The organism is Levilactobacillus paucivorans, from assembly GCF_001437125.1.
In the GTDB taxonomy this organism is placed as follows: domain Bacteria; phylum Bacillota; class Bacilli; order Lactobacillales; family Lactobacillaceae; genus Levilactobacillus; species Levilactobacillus paucivorans.
Genome location: NZ_JQCA01000052.1, coordinates 1 through 16,977, shown reverse-complemented (window position 1 = coordinate 16,977; position 16,977 = coordinate 1). Strand labels below are relative to the sequence as shown.

Annotated in this window: 13 protein-coding genes; all 13 read right to left on the bottom strand. The window is 50.6% G+C overall.

What is annotated here, in order from left to right; all coding sequences use genetic code 11:
• Positions 1-8: 8 nt before the first annotated feature.
• Positions 9-290, bottom strand: a complete 282-nt coding sequence (locus IV54_RS05665) for a LysM peptidoglycan-binding domain-containing protein (protein ID WP_057878429.1) — start codon at positions 288-290, stop codon at positions 9-11.
• A gap of 476 nt (positions 291-766) precedes the next feature.
• Complete coding sequence (locus tag IV54_RS05660; RefSeq protein WP_057878428.1) at positions 767-1,792, bottom strand: DUF1002 domain-containing protein; 1,026 nt, start codon at positions 1,790-1,792, stop codon at positions 767-769.
• Positions 1,793-1,904: 112 nt separating this feature from the next.
• On the bottom strand, positions 1,905-2,798 hold the full coding sequence (locus IV54_RS05655; RefSeq protein ID WP_057878427.1) for a C40 family peptidase: 894 nt from the start codon (positions 2,796-2,798) through the stop codon (positions 1,905-1,907).
• 126 nt (positions 2,799-2,924) lie between these two features.
• On the bottom strand, positions 2,925-4,943 hold the full coding sequence (gene tkt, locus IV54_RS05650) for a transketolase (protein WP_057878426.1): 2,019 nt from the start codon (positions 4,941-4,943) through the stop codon (positions 2,925-2,927).
• 304 nt (positions 4,944-5,247) lie between these two features.
• A complete protein-coding gene (gene rbsK / locus IV54_RS05645) occupies positions 5,248-6,165 on the bottom strand; it encodes a ribokinase (protein ID WP_057878425.1) in 918 nt (305 codons plus the stop codon).
• A 131-nt stretch (positions 6,166-6,296) separates the two neighbouring features.
• Positions 6,297-7,307 carry a ribose utilization transcriptional repressor RbsR gene (gene rbsR / locus IV54_RS05640; RefSeq protein ID WP_057878424.1) on the bottom strand — a complete coding sequence of 337 codons (1,011 nt, stop codon included), beginning with the start codon at positions 7,305-7,307 and terminating at the stop codon, positions 6,297-6,299.
• A gap of 127 nt (positions 7,308-7,434) precedes the next feature.
• Positions 7,435-8,346 carry an N-acetylmuramic acid 6-phosphate etherase gene (gene murQ, locus IV54_RS05635; protein WP_057878423.1) on the bottom strand — a complete coding sequence of 304 codons (912 nt, stop codon included), beginning with the start codon at positions 8,344-8,346 and terminating at the stop codon, positions 7,435-7,437.
• Positions 8,347-8,544: 198 nt separating this feature from the next.
• The gene (locus IV54_RS05630) at positions 8,545-10,191 is read right to left on the bottom strand and encodes a peptide ABC transporter substrate-binding protein (RefSeq protein ID WP_057878422.1); all 1,647 of its coding nucleotides are present in this window, start codon (positions 10,189-10,191) and stop codon (positions 8,545-8,547) included.
• A gap of 111 nt (positions 10,192-10,302) precedes the next feature.
• Entirely contained in the window at positions 10,303-11,274 is a 972-nt protein-coding gene (locus IV54_RS05625; protein WP_057878421.1) for a ribose-phosphate diphosphokinase, read from the bottom strand.
• Positions 11,275-11,369: 95 nt separating this feature from the next.
• The gene (gene recD2, locus IV54_RS05620; protein WP_057878420.1) at positions 11,370-13,901 is read right to left on the bottom strand and encodes an SF1B family DNA helicase RecD2; all 2,532 of its coding nucleotides are present in this window, start codon (positions 13,899-13,901) and stop codon (positions 11,370-11,372) included.
• A gap of 18 nt (positions 13,902-13,919) precedes the next feature.
• Complete coding sequence (locus tag IV54_RS05615) at positions 13,920-14,615, bottom strand: tetratricopeptide repeat protein (RefSeq protein ID WP_057878419.1); 696 nt, start codon at positions 14,613-14,615, stop codon at positions 13,920-13,922.
• Positions 14,616-14,623: 8 nt separating this feature from the next.
• Positions 14,624-15,283, bottom strand: coding sequence for a histidine phosphatase family protein (locus tag IV54_RS05610; protein WP_083488530.1), 660 nt, complete (start codon positions 15,281-15,283; stop codon positions 14,624-14,626).
• Between the two features lie 260 nt (positions 15,284-15,543).
• The gene (gene mnmA, locus IV54_RS05605; RefSeq protein ID WP_057878417.1) at positions 15,544-16,671 is read right to left on the bottom strand and encodes a tRNA 2-thiouridine(34) synthase MnmA; all 1,128 of its coding nucleotides are present in this window, start codon (positions 16,669-16,671) and stop codon (positions 15,544-15,546) included.
• Positions 16,672-16,977 lie beyond the last annotated feature (306 nt).

Here is a 16,977-nt window from a genome sequence, read left to right as displayed (position 1 = left end):
GACCACTTCTAAGAATAGATTCTTAGTGTTGCACTTGATTTGACAATTGAGGAAGATTTAACTTGTAATTTCTGACCGACAAAAATCATGTCTGTTGAACTGTCAATTGAATTCTGTTTTTCAAGATCTTGAATGGAAACGCCTAACTTTTGTGAAAGTGCCCAAACGGTGTCCCCGGACTTAACTTGAACAGTATCCGCATTTGCAGTAATAGTGGCACCTGCTGCTAATGCCCCAATGGCACTAACGACCCCAACAACTGCTTTAGTTTTTCGTTGTCCTGTACTCATCTTCACCAACACGTCCTTTTATGACTTTAGATTTTCAAAGCTTGTGAACCCAACCCGCCGAAAATGAAGCGGGTGGTGTTCGTTCATAGTAAATACGAATCACAAATTAATATTACCACACGTTTTCCCAGTTTCTTGTGAATAATTAAGAATTTCATAACTAGTTTTACTCATTGAACTGACGTTCCCTAATCTGTTAATCAATTGCTAGCCGATCGCTGAAAGCCTTGATACCATGGTGAAAAGCGTTTACATTTATCGAACCCATGTTCATTTTCATTAGCGAACTACCTTGCTTAAAATGATTGGTAATGTATAAATTTTCGTATTTAGATTTCAGTTGCAGCCTACAAGTTCCCGTTGAAGCCGCTTTCTGTAAGTTACAATCGTCCTGTTTTGCCTAAAGATTGTGAAATTTAAATTTGAACACAAAAAAACGGGAGAAATTCTCCCGTTAATTTGTTATCTCACCAATCTTACGCGTTTCCGCCAAAGATACCGCTGAAGAATGAAACCACTTTATGCCAAATCTGGACAAAGAAGTTTTCGGCTTTTTGGGCGTCCGCACTGTTGGCGAAGTCTTTTACACTAGCCATTTTGTTCCCAATACTATTGGCTAAGTTATCAGCCACATTCGTGACATTTTTAATGTAGGTCTTACTGGTTGAAACTGGGGCTGACTGAACCTTGCTCAGAGCAACCGCAATATTAGTAATCTGCGTTGAACTGGTTTGATCCGCGATCCCCTTCTTAGCCAGGGCCTTCTGTAACATAGCCTCGATATCTGCCTTGGTGGCGAGGTCATTCCCATCTTGACGCTGCTTGGCCAGGTCAGACGACACATCCCCAACTGCTGACATCAACTTACCAGGATACTTGTTATCCTTGCTGTTGCTATCAATGGCTGGTTGCGTTGCATCTAGCACGCCATTGGCCGCCTGCGTATTTTCGGCATTCAAGGTTAACCCATCCGCTGCCAGGGCCTTATAAACCCCAGTCAGGGCCGATTCACCAGAAACGGTCTTGTCGGCAGTAACGGTGATAATCACGTCCTTCACCCCGGCCATCGTGGCAACCATGGCATATTGTTGTGACGTCACTTCGGTAATATTGTTCTGACCATCATAGTCGGCGATGTTGACCTTAACGCCACTACCTGGGTCGGCAGGCGCTAACGAAACGGAACTAATCATACTAGCGTCCGTCGTTCCGGCCGAATTCAGGTATTGCGCATAGTCACTCCCGTTAACCGTGAGTTCAGAATAGTTGGATTTGGCCCCTAAGGCTTCACCCACCTTGCTCTTGTCCTCACTGGCTAACCCAGCGCCATAAACCACGTAGGCCTTGGACAAGGCCTTGGTCTGAACGGTGCTGCCACTCGAAGCTGAAGAACTGCTGGCGTCCGTCGTGTCCGCATGAATTGCGAGCGTCCGACCACCGAAACCGATTCCCAGTCCCAGCGTTGCCACCGTCAGACCAATTAATAAACGTTTTAACTTCATTAGTTTGCCTCTCTTCTCACTTGATTGACTTCCCTGTGACCTCAGTATATCACGGTCCAGAGCCGTCTTGACGAAACGCCCATGAGCTTAGAGAATTCTTCAAATATCGCGTTTATTGCCAGAAACGCCGGGCCCCCGCATATTCTGGGGCTAATTTTGATTCCGCCATCTTAATCTTCTGAACCGGTTCTCCCGGCTTAGGCGCATGCAAGAGACAACCCGATCCGGCGTAGAGCCCGACATGATGAATTTCACCGGTCCCATGGTTCTTAGCAAAGAACACCAGATCGCCGGCCGTCAGTTCTTCCGGCGCCACTGGATAACCGTTGGCAAACTGGTCACTGGCATCGCGTGGAATGGTGTAGCCCAGTACCCGATGTAAACCGTAGATTAACCCCGAACAGTCAAATCCGGCTGGTGTCAGCCCACCCCATAGATAAGGCGTGCCTAGAAACTGTTCGGCCAAGGAAAGGATCCGACTCCCGTCATTGACCCCGCTCACGCCAATCTTGGCAGCACTGGCGGCAATCTTTCCCGCTCCCAGCGGCGTCAACACATCAATCCATTGTGCGTCTTGACCAGTTGTCGTGAGAATAGTTCCCATGGGCAACTCTAAACGTGGCTGTTCATCAACCCCCAACAGGGTCGTGCTTGGCTGAACCAAACGCACCGTCGTCGTGGGATAATCCAATTCGGCATCGCTTTCAGTCAACTGTGAGAGCGGAATCCAACCAGGATAACCACGACGTTCCAATCGATTAGGCTGACGGGTCACAAAGACCTTGGCCCAGCCATCGACCTGCTGATCCAGAACAACGCGGTCATTAAACAGGGCTTCGGTTACGAGCGCCTCGTCATCCGATAAGCGCTGCAAATCTGCCGGCTTACGGGTGGCCAACCAGGTTGTCAGGTCTCCTGATTTGAGATATGCCTGATCACTCTTGCCAACTGCCTTGGGCGAAGACCATATCAACGCCGTCGGCACCTTGATCCGTCTAATTTCCATAAAAAACCGCCTCCAGTTTCTTTACCCCCAATATACCAATAAATTGGCCAACTTACTAGGCCCGGCCCAACGAAAAACCGAGTTAGCTGCGGAAGGCTAACCCGGTCAAGAGAACGACACATGAAATTATTTAAGTTGCAGGTAGGCCTGGACGACCTTGTCCGTCGTAAACCCAGCCATGGCAATGACTTCTTCGCCCTTACCACTGGCCCCAAAGTCATCCTGCGTCAGTGCAACCCCATCGAGACCAACGAACTGATACCAGCTGGATCCACTGGCCATTTCGATCGCCACTCGACGACGCAGCTTCATTGGTAAGACAGATTCTTGGTACTCATGACTCTGGTCATTGAAGGCTTCGAAACTTGGAATCGAAACGACACGAACGTCGTGACCCAACTCTGCCAAACGTTCCTGGGCGCTCAAGGCTAATTGAACTTCAGACCCAGAGGCCATCAAGATCCCTTCGGCCTCGTCCTTCGCATCGCGAACCACGTAGCCACCCTGGTTAACCCCAGTGTGAACCTTGGCTGCTGGCAATGGTAAGGTTGGCAAGGCTTGACGCGTCAATACCAAGGCTACCGGATGATCCGTTGTCTCAAGAGCGGCTTCCCAAGCAGCGGCTGTTTCGTTGCCATCGGCTGGCCGGAAAACAGTCAGGTTCGGAATGGAACGTAAGGCGGCCAACTGTTCCACGGGTTCGTGAGTTGGCCCGTCTTCACCAACTGCCAGAGAATCATGCGTGAAGACGTAGATCACTGGCAACTGCTGAATAGCAGCCAACCGCAGTGCTGGCTTCATATAATCCGAGAAGACGAAGAACGTTGACCCATAGACGCGCGTCCCACCATGTAACGCAATCCCGTTCATGGCAGCCGCTTCGGCAAATTCTCGGACCCCAAACCAGAGGTTACGGCCCTGACGATTGGTTGGACTGAAGCGTTCTTCGTCGGCCACCGCCGTCTTGTTGGATCTAAACAGGTCGGCAGACCCACCCCACAAGTTCGGGCAAGACTTACTCAACTGTTGTAGCACTTGTGACCCGCTGGCCCGCGTCGCCAAGGCATCCTTCTTGTAATACGTTGGCACGTTGGCGGCATAATTGTCGGGGAGCGTTTGACTAACCCCCTGAGCAAATTGCCGTGACAAGTCGGGTTCGGCCTTAGAGTACTGGGCAATTAAGCTGGACCAGGACTGATGGTTCGCCCAGCCACGTGCCTTGATTGTACTCATGAAACGTTCCGTAACGGCTTCGGGTACTGTGAAAGGATCTTCGTTCCAGTGGTAGAAATCGCGGGTGGCTGCGAGTTCATCATCACTAAGTGGTGCCCCGTGAACCTTGTTTGTCCCAGCCTTAGGGCTCCCGGCCCCAATCTGTGTCTTCACTTCGATTAAGGTTGGGCCGCCCGCATTTTGCTTAGCAGACCGGATAGCCGCATCAATCGCCTCGAGGTCGTTGCCGTCCTCAACTCGCGAGTAATTCCACCCGTAACTTTGGAAACGTTCGCCGACGTTGTCGTGGCTAGCGTTAGTCAGTGGACCATCCAATGAAATATCATTTGAATCATATAAAACGATCAGACGATTCAATTGAAGTTGCCCGGCTAAACTCGCAGATTCAGCCGCTACCCCTTCAAGTAAGTCCCCATCGCCACAGAGGGCATAAGTATAGTGATCAACCACATCGTAATCGGGACGATTGTAAACGCCACGTAAATGACTCTCGGCAATGGCCATCCCAACAGCCATCCCAATCCCTTGACCCAGTGGACCCGTAGTGGCATCAACACCAGGTGTCACCCCGTATTCAGGATGTCCAGGGGTCTTGCTCCCTAATTGGCGGAAGCTCATTAGGTCTTCTCGCGTAATCGCAAAACCACTCAGGTGAATTAAACTGTAGAGCATGGCTGACCCATGACCGGCGGATAAGACGAAGCGGTCGCGGTTGAACCATTGTGGGAAGGAAGGATCAACGCGCAAGTGCCGTGAAAACAGCACGTAAGCCATTGGAGCGGCGCCCAATGGCAACCCTGGATGTCCAGAGTGAGCGCGAGAAATCATATCCATACTTAGCATCCGCACGGCGGTAACCGCTTGGGTATCCACATCATCAAATTTGATTGGTGCCGATTGTTCATTCAACATTTGTTAATTAACCTCACTTTAGTCAGCCGGACAGGACACGGTCGACGGAAATTTATAGATTGGTGTCCAAAACACGTCAGGAATTCTCCCTGACTTTCATAACTATACCAATTCATCAGATGTAATGCAACCATCTTGTGGAAAGTTATCCCGGCGCGGTTTATAATTAACATAATCTTTAATATTCAGATAGACCGCTTTGATGATGTTGCAACCGGTTGTCTTATTTGGCCATAAAAAAACGATCCACTTCCAACCAAATTGGAAAGGATCGTTTAACTTACAAATTAGTTTTCAGAATACCCTACTTGCTAGCTTCAATCACTTGATCGTAGGTTGGGATTGAAGGCATAGCCCCTAATCCTTGAACCGTCAATGAGCTGGCACGTTGTGCGAAGACCAAGGCCGTTTCAATGTTACTCAGGTCAGGCTTCAATTGGGAACTCAAAGCACCAATGAAGGTATCACCGGCAGCGGTCGTGTCAACAGCCTTAACCTTGAAGGCTGGCACGAAGCCAGAAGCCTTTTCGGTAGCGTAGTAGGCACCCTTGCTACCAACCGTGATAATCAGGTTCTTAACACCCATTTCACGGAATTTCTTAGCATTGGCATCCATTGAGGCCACGTCAGTGACTTCAATCCCCGTCAGGTCGGCACTTTCAGTTTCGTTAGGCACAACCAAATCAGTGTAAGTCAACAGTTCTGGACTGATTTCAGCGGCTGGAGCTGGGTTCAAGATCGTCGTCACACCGTGCTTCTTAGCGACCTTAAAGGCAGTTAAGGCGGCAGCTTGTGGTGTTTCGAACTGCGTGATCAAGAAGTCTTCGTTGGCAATGTCATCTTCATCGGCCAACACTTCTTTTTCTTCGATCTGTTGGTTGGAACCGCCATAAACCAAGATACTGTTTTGGCCGGCTTCATCCAAGAGGATGAATGCTGAACCAGTTCCGACAGTTTGGTCCGTCACGATAGCACTGGTGTCAATGCCATCGTTTTGCAGAGATTCAACCATGAAACGCCCAGCATCGTCGTTCCCGACCTTACCGATGAACCGCGTTTCGGCACCGGCACGTGCAGCTGCGACGGCTTGGTTAGCACCCTTACCACCGGCGGCACTACTCTTGTTTTCAGTTGACAAAGTTTCACCGGGTAACGGCATGCGAGGTACCCGTAAAGTTGTATCCACGTTGAGACTTCCAAGAACAGTTACTTTGTTTGCCATAATTAAATTCCACTCCTTAACCAAATTCCGTTCGTAAAACGTTTTACTCACTACCGACACGCGCGGCAATTTGTTTTCTTGTCACTAGCGTATCATTTTTCGAAAGGGCTTACAAGTCCCAATTTGAAAAGTTAGGACGAAGCGGGCCCAGTACTCTCACGTTGTTTCAGATCCACCGGTAACTCCACAGCTTGTGGGGCTTGCCGGCTGTTTTGGATGCGGTTGATCAGCAGCATGGTCGCTTGGCGCCCCATCGTCACCACTGGTTGGTGAACGGTACTAAGCTTCGGGACGATATACTCATCAAAGTCGATATCATCGTACCCCATCACCGAAACATCCTCCGGCACCCGTTTACCCGCTTCGTGGAGCCCCCGAATCAGCCCCATGGCCGTTTCGTCGTTAATCGCGAAAACTGCCGTGGCGCTGGTGGCCAACACTTTAGCTGAAGCCTGGTATCCCCCCAGCTTAGACATCGGTGACAAGATAACGCAGTCGTCTGATAATGCCACACCATCCTGTGCGAGACGGTCCTTGAATCCAGCTAACCGAATCCGCAAGTTCTCCGTGGCATGTTCTGGCATGACAACCGCAATCTTACGGTGTCCCAGTGACAGCAAATGTTCCGCTGCCAACCGACCACCGTGATCTTCGTCGATGCGAACCCGGTCCATACTTGGCCCCCCGTTTTGATCAATCAGGAGGTACGGAATCCCATTCTTTTTCAAAATATTATCGATGGCTTCCGCCGTAATGGACGCACTGGCAATGATTAACCCGTCGACTGCCCGCTTGATCAGTTCCTGCAGGTAGTAACTTTCCAAATCTTCATCGTGATCCGCCCCGAAAATCAAAGGAATGAACCGTCGTTCGCGGCTCGCGGACTGGACGCCACGGATGAACATGCTAAAGAATGGGTTTCCCAAGTTGGGCACCAGCACCCCGATCGTCTGGGCAGACTTCATGATGAGGTTACGTGCGTTGAAATCGGGCACGTAGCCCAATTCTTCTTGCAAATGGTGCACACGGCGCCGAGTTTCCAGGCTAAACCGTTCGCCCTTACCATTTAAAATTTGTGAAACTGTTGTGACTGATACCCCAGCGGCTTCCGCGAGGTCTCGAATCGTTACTTTCCGTGTCATAGCACCCTCCACACCGTCTAGGTATCCTCAAGGTTTCCCTTCTCAGTTTCAGTTAACGTTTAACCCTAAAACCACTAGCGACCAGCCGTGCGCTGGGCACGGTAGCCTCTAATGGCTAGAAGACGCGTTAATCTTGATGACTATCGTTTAACTTAACAGCTTGTGAAACGTGGCCGTTGGTGGCACCCAACAGTGCCTTGGCCTCAGCAATTGTCCCCTTGGTTTCGATTAAAACAATGGCCAAGGGTATATTATTGCCGGCACGGTCTAAAGCCCGTTCGGCGGCCAAAGTTGACGTCTGGGTGGCCTCGGCGATGATCTTCTTGGCCCGCTCAAAGGTCTTCCCATTTGAAGGAACCACGTTAATCATCAGGTTCTGATAGACCTTCCCAGATTTAATCATAATGCCCGTAGACAACATGTTTAAGACCATTTTTTCAGCGGTCCCGGCCTTTAACAAAGTGGCCCCAGTAATGACTTCTGGTCCCACGACTGGGGTGATTGGATAGTCGGCCAGCTTGGCCAACGGGCTGTCCTCGATACACGAGAACCCAATTCCCAAGGCACCTTGGTCTTGGGCAAATTGTAAGGCAAACACCGTATATGGTGTTTGCCCGGATGCGGCACTGGCAATCACCACATCTTTAGGTCCCAGGTTAACTGCCGCCAAGTCATCCTGCGCCAGTTCTGGTGAGTCTTCAACGGCTTGAATGGTATGGGTCAACGCCTCGGTGCCCCCGGCAATCAGGCCAAAGGTTTGCTCGGCCGTTAAGCCATAGGTTGGTTGTAACTCCGTCGCGTCAATAACCCCTAATCGACCTGACGTTCCGGCACCGACGTAAATCAGTCGGCCACCATCGTCGAACTTAGGGAATGCCGCATCGATCGCCGCGGCAATTTCAGGTAATTGTTTTTGTACCGCACGCGCCACTCGGTGGTCCTCGCGATTAATGGTTGCCACCATTTCCAAAGTCGATTCCCGATCAATATGGGTCGAGCGGTGATTTCGTTGTTCCGTGAGCAAGTCATCAAAATGCATCGTGTAGACCTCCAACTTTCACTATGTATGGCGAATAATGTATTCGCTTTCATGATTACTATGTTAGGTATAACATGTTTTCCAGATAATTTCAACGACCATTTCAATTCGCCCTGATTTTGACTTGATTTTACAAAAAAATCCCGGGAAAATTTCTCGGACTTTCAATCATTCAACTTTCTTTCATGTCACTCGTTTTTATTGTTCAACTTTCATCCATTGATAACCACGACTCATACCGGCTGGATTCCAAACATAACCAGAAACCTTCGTGTTCCACATCTCAACAGTTGCGGGTTGATAAAGTGGAATGACCCCTTGTTGGGCCATCAAGCGTTTCTCAGCGTGTACCAGATCTTGGTAACGGGCCTCAGGCTGATTGGCATCTTGATTTTCAGAACGCTTCAAGTCGTTGTCATACGTGGCATCTGAGAAGCCACCATTGTTGTTGGTGTTCCCTGTTTGCATTAATGACAGGAAGTTAATTGGGTCCGCAAAGTCGGCCCCCCAGTTCGTCAGGACCAGGTCAAAATCACCGACAGCCGAACGGCTCAGGCGGGTCTTGTAAGGCAACGTGCGGATACTAATCTTCACATTTGGCACCTTCTGCAATTCGGCCTGAATGTATTGAGCCACCGTCTTACTTACTGAGGTATCGTCGGTCATTAGACTGAGGGTCAACGTCGACGTCTTGCTCTCCTTCAAGCCAGCTTTCATTAAACTTTTGGCCTGCTTCAGATCAAAGGCCACGCCAGCCTTCACGTAAGCATCCTTAGCGAAGTCTACGTCGGTCTTAGGGTTACGACTCAGATTGTTCGAAACAAACCCTTGAGGGGCCTGCGAGCCATCTCGTAGAACCTTCTTAGCCAATTGTTGCTTGTTGATGGCCAAGGACAAGGCCCGACGAACCTTGACGTTTTTCAGCGCCTTCACGCGCTTCTGATTCATTTGCATATAATACATGGTTCCGCCCACATAGGTCTTCATTGCGGGGTTGTTCTTCAGGTTGGCGACCTGCGTCCCATCCAGTGTCGTCGCATCGAGTTCATGCTTCTGGTAGAGACTCAATCCAGTTGAGGGATCGGCTACCACTTGGAACTTCATCTGTTGCAAAGTGATTTGCTTTTTATCCCAGAAATGGCGGTTCTTCACCAGAGTCCAGTTCTGGTCGGTCCCCTGCCACTTGGTCATAGTAAATGGTCCATCATAGGCCGTCTTTTCGCTGCCATGTCCGTAGTCCTTACCATACTTTTCAACCACGCTTTGTTCCTGTGGGAAGAAGGTTGGAAAGGCTAGCAGTAGCTTGAAATAAGCCACAGGCTTGCTCAAGGTAACTTGCAATTGATACTTACCCGTCGCCTTAACCCCCAACTGACTTGGCGCTAATTTGCCACTCTGAACCTGATCATAGTTCTTGATTCCGGCCATCAGGTAGGCGTATTCAGCCGCTGTCTTGGGGTTAACCGTCCGTTGCCAGGAATAGACAAAGTCCTTAGCCGTCACACGGCTACCGTCGTTCCAACGGTTATTGTGTCGCAAGTCAAAGGTATACAGCGTCCCATCCTTGCTGACCGTGGTCTTCGTTGCCATGGCGTTAATGACCTTTTCATTCTTACCGAGGCGATACAGTCCCTCTTGCGTATGGTACAGCTGTGTCAAACTCGTCGAATCCGAGGCCTTTGACACATCCAACGTGGTCACTTCTGACTTGGTTGCCAACTTCACAACCTGCTTGCTAGCCAGCTTCCCCGTTGACTTGGATGACGATGACTGGCCACAAGCGCTGAGTGCGCCAACCATCACCATCGTCAGGCCAATTAAGGCCACAATTCTTTTACCCTTCAAAATCTTGGTCACTCCTCAATATTTGTTAAAACTGCTAAATCCCAGATCATCACAAAACAAGAACCATCACCAGAGTGACGGTTCTCGTCCTAACTCACTATCGTTTAAGTTCTAGGGAACCCGGTGAAATAAGGAATCAACCGGTTCCTGATGGTAAATCAAGTCGATGGCCTGACCAAACAGGTCGCCAACCGACAAGATCACAAATTTATCACTTTGTTTCTCTACTGGCAACTGAATCGAATCGGTGAAAACCACTTTCTTCAATGACGATTCGTTAATCCGTTTGACGGCATCACCAGACAACACGGCATGGGTCGCACAGGCGTAAACGTCTGCCGCACCCGCGGCCATGAGCGCTTCTGCTGAGACGGTAATCCGCAATGCGGTGTCGATAATATCGTCGACCAGGATGGCATGCTTGCCATGAACATCCCCAATCACGGCATCCGGATGAGCCGCATTCTCGGTATCCGTCCGGTTGTCAATAATGGCAATCGGGGCACCCAATAATTCCGCTAACCGCCGAGCGCGACTGACACCCGCATGGTCGGGGGCGACAACCACGATGTCCTCATCAACGAGATCTGGACTCTTTTCAAAGTAACTCGTCAAGAGATGATCACTCTGCAAGTGGTCAACTGGAATGTCGAAGAAACCTTGTAATTGCGCCGCATGGAGATCCAGTGCAATCACCCGATCAACCCCATCCATTTGGAGCAGTGAGGCAATTAATTTTGCGGTAATTGGTTCACGTGAACGTGCCTTGCTGTCGGCACGTGAATAGCCGTAATACGGGATGACGACGTTAATCTTAGCGGCACTTGCCCGCCGAGCGGCATCTACCATGATTAAGAGTTCCATCAGATTGGTGTTCACCGGATCTGAGACGGATTGAATAATAAAGAGCTTATCGCCCCGAATACTTTCGTCGATACTAATCTGGATTTCACCATCGCTAAAGTGTTTGATCGTTGCTTTACCGAGCGTTACGCCAGCGGCCTTCGCAATCTTTTCAGCGAGTGGCCGGTTAGAGTTCAACGCAAAGACTTTCATTTTTCCAGCTTCGACATGTTCTGCCATAACAGCCTCCCAGTGGGTTCACCACAATTCGTTTATATTTTACTGCCTATATTATCGCAATCTTTTTCCGTAAACGCAACGCTTAAGCCAGACTTTTAGGGCTTTGCCATAAATTGTTGTGGGGTCACACCAGCCATCCCAATCATGGGATCGACCTGCCGACCCGTAATCATGGCAAGTGTTAACCGATTTGACGCCGGTTGGGCGTCCTCTACCGACTCGGTTTCTGCCGCCGTTGGTTCAGCTGCCACAACCGGTCCATCGGTCTTGTCAGCCTCTGCAGCTTGTGGCTTCTCTGCTACACCGGAGGCTGGCGTCTGCGCATGTTCGCCATCCGGATCCAAGACCGTTGCGATCCGCTCGCTCAACGTGGTATGCCGGTTCACCGAGAGATTCTTGACACAGGTTTCAAATGCCTGTGATTCCCCCAGTAAAATCAGCATGTCCGCGGCCCGGGTCACGGCCGTATACAACAGATTGCGCTGAAGCATACGGTTGTACTGGGCGACCATGGGCAAGATCACCATCTTGAATTCGGACCCTTGGGCCTTATGAATCGACATACAATAGGCTAACGTCAATCGATTCCAATCGTTACGGGCGTAGGTCACTTCCGTCTGTTCAAAGGCGATCGTGAGTTGATCTGACTTGACCTTGCTGTGTTTGTCACTCGCCAGGTCAATCCCGGTAATCGTCCCGATGTCGCCGTTAAAGACGTTGTTTTCGGGACTGTTCACCAGGTGCAACACCTTGTCCCCAATTCGAAACTGCTGCTGGCGAAATTCGACCTGCTTCTGCCGCTCCGATTTACGGGGATTCAGGATACTCTGAAGCACCACGTTTAGCCGATCGATCCCGGCCGCACCTCGATACATCGGGGCAAGGACTTGAATGTCACTAGCGGTGAAACCTTTAGCATGGGCCTTGGCAACGACCTGATCGATGACACTCTCAACCTGGTTTGTGCGACAAGCGATGAACGACCGGTCCTTTTGATTCTGCGTAAAGTCTGCCGGTAACCGTCCATCCTTGATGGCATGGGCCAACGGAATAATCGACGACCCATCCCCCTGCCGGTAAATGGTATCCAGTTGAATCTTTTTCAATTGTTGACTGGCTAGCAGGTCATGGAAAACTTGGCCGGGTCCCACCGAAGGCAATTGATCCTTATCACCTACGAAAATGACCTGCATGCCAACCGGCACCGCTCGTAGGAGGGTCTTCATCAGGTAGACGTCAACCATCGACACTTCATCGACAATCAAGAGGCCCCCTTCAAGATCTTTAGTCGCCGCGGCATCTAGATCGGCCTCGCGACCCGTCAGACCCAGCAGACGGTGAATCGTGCTGGCTGGCAATTCCGTGGCCTCACTCATCCGTTTGGCTGCACGACCAGTCGGCGCTGCCAACAGAATGGGAAACGGCCGATCCTTGTACTCGTTAATATCTAAAGAATAGTCATTGAGCCGAGCATACAGCTGAACCAGGCCCCGAATAATCGTTGTTTTCCCGGTTCCTGGTCCCCCGGTTAACAGGAGAATCTTCGCCTGCACGGCCGCCGCCAGGGCGGCCGTTTGCGACTCGTCATAGACGATGTCTAACTGCTTCTCTACAATTCGAATCTGCTTAGCGATGCTCTTCTCATCGTACTCGTGTTGTGGCGTATCCGCCTGGAGCAGCCGTTGTAGATGCTCGGCAACCTGCCATTCTGCATCGTACAGAGCCTTGAGATAGATACGTTGGTCATCACCAACGACTTTCTGTTGCTTGGCCAACTCCAAGAGCTGATCCGCCAAGGCTTGCGGGTTCAACCGCACGTTACGCGAATTCTCTAATAAGCTCAACGCTTGATTCAACAGCGGTTTGGCCGTGGTAAAGGTATCCCCATTGGCCACGGACAAGTCCGTCAGCGTCTGCAGCAGTCCCGCCTGCAAGCGTTCCGGACGATCGGCCGCGTAACCCAACTGTGTCGCAATTTGGTCGGCTCGTTTGAAGCTGACGCCGGTAATCTCTTCGGCCAACCGGTAAGGATTCTCGTGAATCACATCGAGGGTCTTTTCCTGATAACGATTATAGATGGCCGCCGCCAGGGTACTCCCGAAGCCATAGCTATTGAGGCCGATGATAATCTGTTCCATCCCATTGTTCGTTTGCAGTTGGCTCACCAGGGTGGCCACGATCTTCGGTGACAACTTCAAGGGGGCCAACACGTTGCTATCGTCTAAAATAAGTTCGATCGCGTTGGTTCCTAGGGCATCCACAATCTTCTCGGCCGTCTTCTTCCCTAGGCCTGGGAAGTCGGGACCACTGAGATAGGCGACCACCCCACTACGGGAAGTTGGCGTTTCATTTTGATAATTATCCGCCTGAAATTGAACCCCGTACTTGGGATGTTCGACCCGTTTGCCGGTAAAGCGATAGGTCACGTCGTCCTTGATATCGGCGAAGTTACCCGTCACCACGATTTCATCCTCGTGCCAGTCCAGACTGGTCTCCGAGACCTTCACCAACATGACCTTGTAGAAACTGTCTTGACTGGTGAAAAAGATGGCGCTGACGGTACCCACCACATAGTCGGCCTGTGTTCCTTGGTCGTCCGCTAGTAAATCCATTGATTCGGTGGTCATGCTGTCAGCCTCCTTGTGCTACTTGTCCTTATTCTGGTCCGTGCCCCGTTGGGTTTGGACGAAACGTTCAATGTCGGCCAGCCGCTGCTGTCCCTTCTCGTAATAGGTGGGATCTTCTCGTTTGGCCTGATCGAAATAGGCTTGATAGGGTTCACCCTGAACCATGGCGACGAGGCCGCGGTCAAAGTTGGCCCGGCCACTATCCGGCACGATTGCTAACAACTGATCGTAATAGGTGGCGGCCTGCGCCATGTTTCCTAGTGCCAACAGGTTCTCCGCCACCAATTGGAGCGTCGCCGCATCCTTGGGCTGACTGGCAAGCGCCGTCAGGGCAAAGACCAGGGCCCGCTTGTGGTCCCCACTCGCCATGTAGCTCTGAGCCAGCATCAGATAGCCTGCTCCCTTGAGCTGTTGACCCAACTGGTCAAACTGCGCAATCGCCTTAGGATACTCCTGAGCAGCGTAGTAAACGTTACCCAACCCGTAGTGGAGCTTCTCAACCGTTTCTGGTTGCGTCGCAAATAACCCCAGGGCCTTCATGAGTAGCTCTTCAGCCTGATCAAATGAATTCAAATCAACTAGGACTGTCGCGAGTTCATAATAGGCATCGGCATCTCCCGGGTGACTATCAATGTGTTGAACCAATTTGTGAACCATTTGTTCCGAACGTTCTTTTTTTAGGTCACGTTCCCGACCTTGCTTTTTTTCAGTCATATTGCCACCTAAATCGTATCCGTTGGCGTAGCTGCCGCCGTCAGAAAACTTGTATTGTTCCAGTCCAACAGGTTAAAGGTTTGACCACCATCCGTGGTTTCCAGAATCGTCAGACTAGTATTCCGTAACCCACCGCGTTTTCTCAAGTCCGCGATCGGCGTGCCTAATAAGGCATTGATCTCCGCATTCAGGGCCGCACCGTGGCTCACGACCAAGACATTGGCCTGCGGATCATCGTTTGCCGCAACGATCCGCTGAATTGCCGGCGTCATGCGGGCAATGACCTCTTCAAAGGTCTCGCCGCCGATCCGATCGGTACGATACTGGTCGGGATGATCATGAAAGGCCGCAAGCTCCTCTGGAAATTGTTTCTGGGCGTCCGTAAAGGCCATCCCCTCGAGTTTTCCCAGATGAAATTCCTCTAGCTGACTCAGTAAGGTCAACGGCACGCGTTGGTGGGCCGCCTTAATCACGCGCTGCGCGGTCACCCGTGCGCGCTTGATCGGGCTGGCGTAAGCGTGCTGAAAGGCGACAGGACGCAGGTAACGCCCCACCTGAATCATTTGCTGGTAGCTTGCCGTTAATAGCTCAGAATCGCCACCAGCGCCCTGAAACCGGCCCTCTAGATTCCATTGGGTCTTACCATGTCGCACGAAGTATAATTTCAAACTTTGGTGCCTCACTTTCTCTGATCACATGACTTTTTTAAAGTTCTAATTAATCGTGTCGGTTGATCGAGCCGAAATGCTTGGCGATCCTAACCACACACGGGTCTCGTGCTTGTGACCGACAAGATTCTCAGCCACTAGCACACACAGGTTCTATTATGCCAGTTTTCACGGGATTTTCAAAGACACAACTCCGCGAAAATCTCCCCAAATCAAAAGGACCCCCATCATCGTTGTGATGACGGGGATCCTTCGATCAATTAGATTAACTGTAACTCACGGTCCTTGTTGTAAGCAGCGTCAATAATGGCACTCCCTAAACACTCGTCACCGTTGTAGAAGACGACAGCTTGACCTGGCGTAATTGCCCGGGCTGGGTCATCGAATTCAACCGTGACCTGCTGACCGTCATCGCTCAAGTGAACCGTCACACCAGTATCCTTTTGACGGTACCGGAACTTGGCCGTGCAATGGAAATCACTCCCACGGTCAATCGTGTTCACCCAATGAATGTCGGAAGCTGACAGGTGGGTCGCGTACAGGTGCTCGTTGTGGTAACCCTTCCCCACGTAGAGAATATTCTTCGTGAGGTCCTTACCGATGACGAACCAAGGCTCGTTGTCCTCACCATCACCACCGATACCCAGGCCACGACGCTGACCAATGGTGTAGTACATCAAGCCGGCGTGGTCGCCCTTGATCTCACCATCAACGGTCATCATCTTGCCGGGCTTGGCTGGCAGGTAGGTGTTCAAGAAGTCCTTGAAATGACCCTTCTCACCGATAAAGCAGATCCCCATGGAATCCTTCTTATCAGCAGTGGCCAGGCCGGCCGCCTTAGCAATCTCACGAACCTGTGGCTTCACGAGGTCCCCGATTGGGAACATCACGCGATCCAACTGCTCTGTGGAAAGCTGGCTCAAGAAGTACGTCTGATCCTTGTTCTGGTCGACGGCCCGCATCAAGTGGGCATGACCATCCTCGTCACGAGTCAACTGTGCATAGTGACCCGTTGCGATATAGTCCGCACCTAATTCCAAGGCATAGTCCAGAAATGCCTTGAACTTGATTTCCTTGTTGCAAATAACATCGGGGTTGGGCGTTCTCCCCTTCTTGTACTCATCCAAGAAGTACGTGAACACGCGGTCCCAGTACTCCTTTTCAAAGTTAACGGAATAGTAAGGAATGCCGATCTTAGCGGCAACCTTAGCTACGTCCTTGTAGTCCTCGGTTGCGGTACAGACACCGTTCTCGTCCGTATCGTCCCAGTTCTTCATGAAGACGCCGATCACGTCGTAACCCTGCTGCTTTAACCGCAAAGCGACAACGGAGGAATCGACCCCGCCACTCATACCAACGACAACCCGTGTTTGGCTGTTGTCCTGCATGGTATCACCATCATTTCTATCAGATTCTGGAGAATCTACGATTTGAAGGTCGCATAAATCCAGTATTGCCTAGTTTACCTATTTTATCCGGTGATTGCAAGCCTGGCGTATCTTTTCACAAGTCCCACCATTTCGACTGACTGAAATCACATAAAAATTGACGTCACAGCGAATGGGAACGTCAATTTTGGCTCTATGATATTTGGTGTTGATGGAAAATCCATCAGCATTATTTTTGTATAATAAAAAGGCCTCAATTGTCAAATCAAGTGCAACACTAAGAATCTATTCTTAGAAGTGGTCTAG

Excerpts from the sequence above, each read along its gene's own strand:
- IV54_RS05665 (WP_057878429.1), bottom strand. The coding sequence starts at position 290 with ATGAGTACAGGACAACGAAAAACTAAAGCAGTTGTTGGGGTCGTTAGT.
- IV54_RS05660 (WP_057878428.1), bottom strand. The coding sequence starts at position 1,792 with ATGAAGTTAAAACGTTTATTAATTGGTCTGACGGTGGCAACGCTGGGA.
- IV54_RS05655 (WP_057878427.1), bottom strand. The coding sequence starts at position 2,798 with ATGGAAATTAGACGGATCAAGGTGCCGACGGCGTTGATATGGTCTTCG.
- tkt (WP_057878426.1), bottom strand. The coding sequence starts at position 4,943 with ATGTTGAATGAACAATCGGCACCAATCAAATTTGATGATGTGGATACC.
- rbsK (WP_057878425.1), bottom strand. The coding sequence starts at position 6,165 with ATGGCAAACAAAGTAACTGTTCTTGGAAGTCTCAACGTGGATACAACT.
- rbsR (WP_057878424.1), bottom strand. The coding sequence starts at position 7,307 with ATGACACGGAAAGTAACGATTCGAGACCTCGCGGAAGCCGCTGGGGTA.
- murQ (WP_057878423.1), bottom strand. The coding sequence starts at position 8,346 with ATGCATTTTGATGACTTGCTCACGGAACAACGAAATCACCGCTCGACC.
- IV54_RS05625 (WP_057878421.1), bottom strand. The coding sequence starts at position 11,274 with ATGGCAGAACATGTCGAAGCTGGAAAAATGAAAGTCTTTGCGTTGAAC.
- recD2 (WP_057878420.1), bottom strand. The coding sequence starts at position 13,901 with ATGACCACCGAATCAATGGATTTACTAGCGGACGACCAAGGAACACAG.
- IV54_RS05615 (WP_057878419.1), bottom strand. The coding sequence starts at position 14,615 with ATGACTGAAAAAAAGCAAGGTCGGGAACGTGACCTAAAAAAAGAACGT.
- mnmA (WP_057878417.1), bottom strand. The coding sequence starts at position 16,671 with ATGCAGGACAACAGCCAAACACGGGTTGTCGTTGGTATGAGTGGCGGG.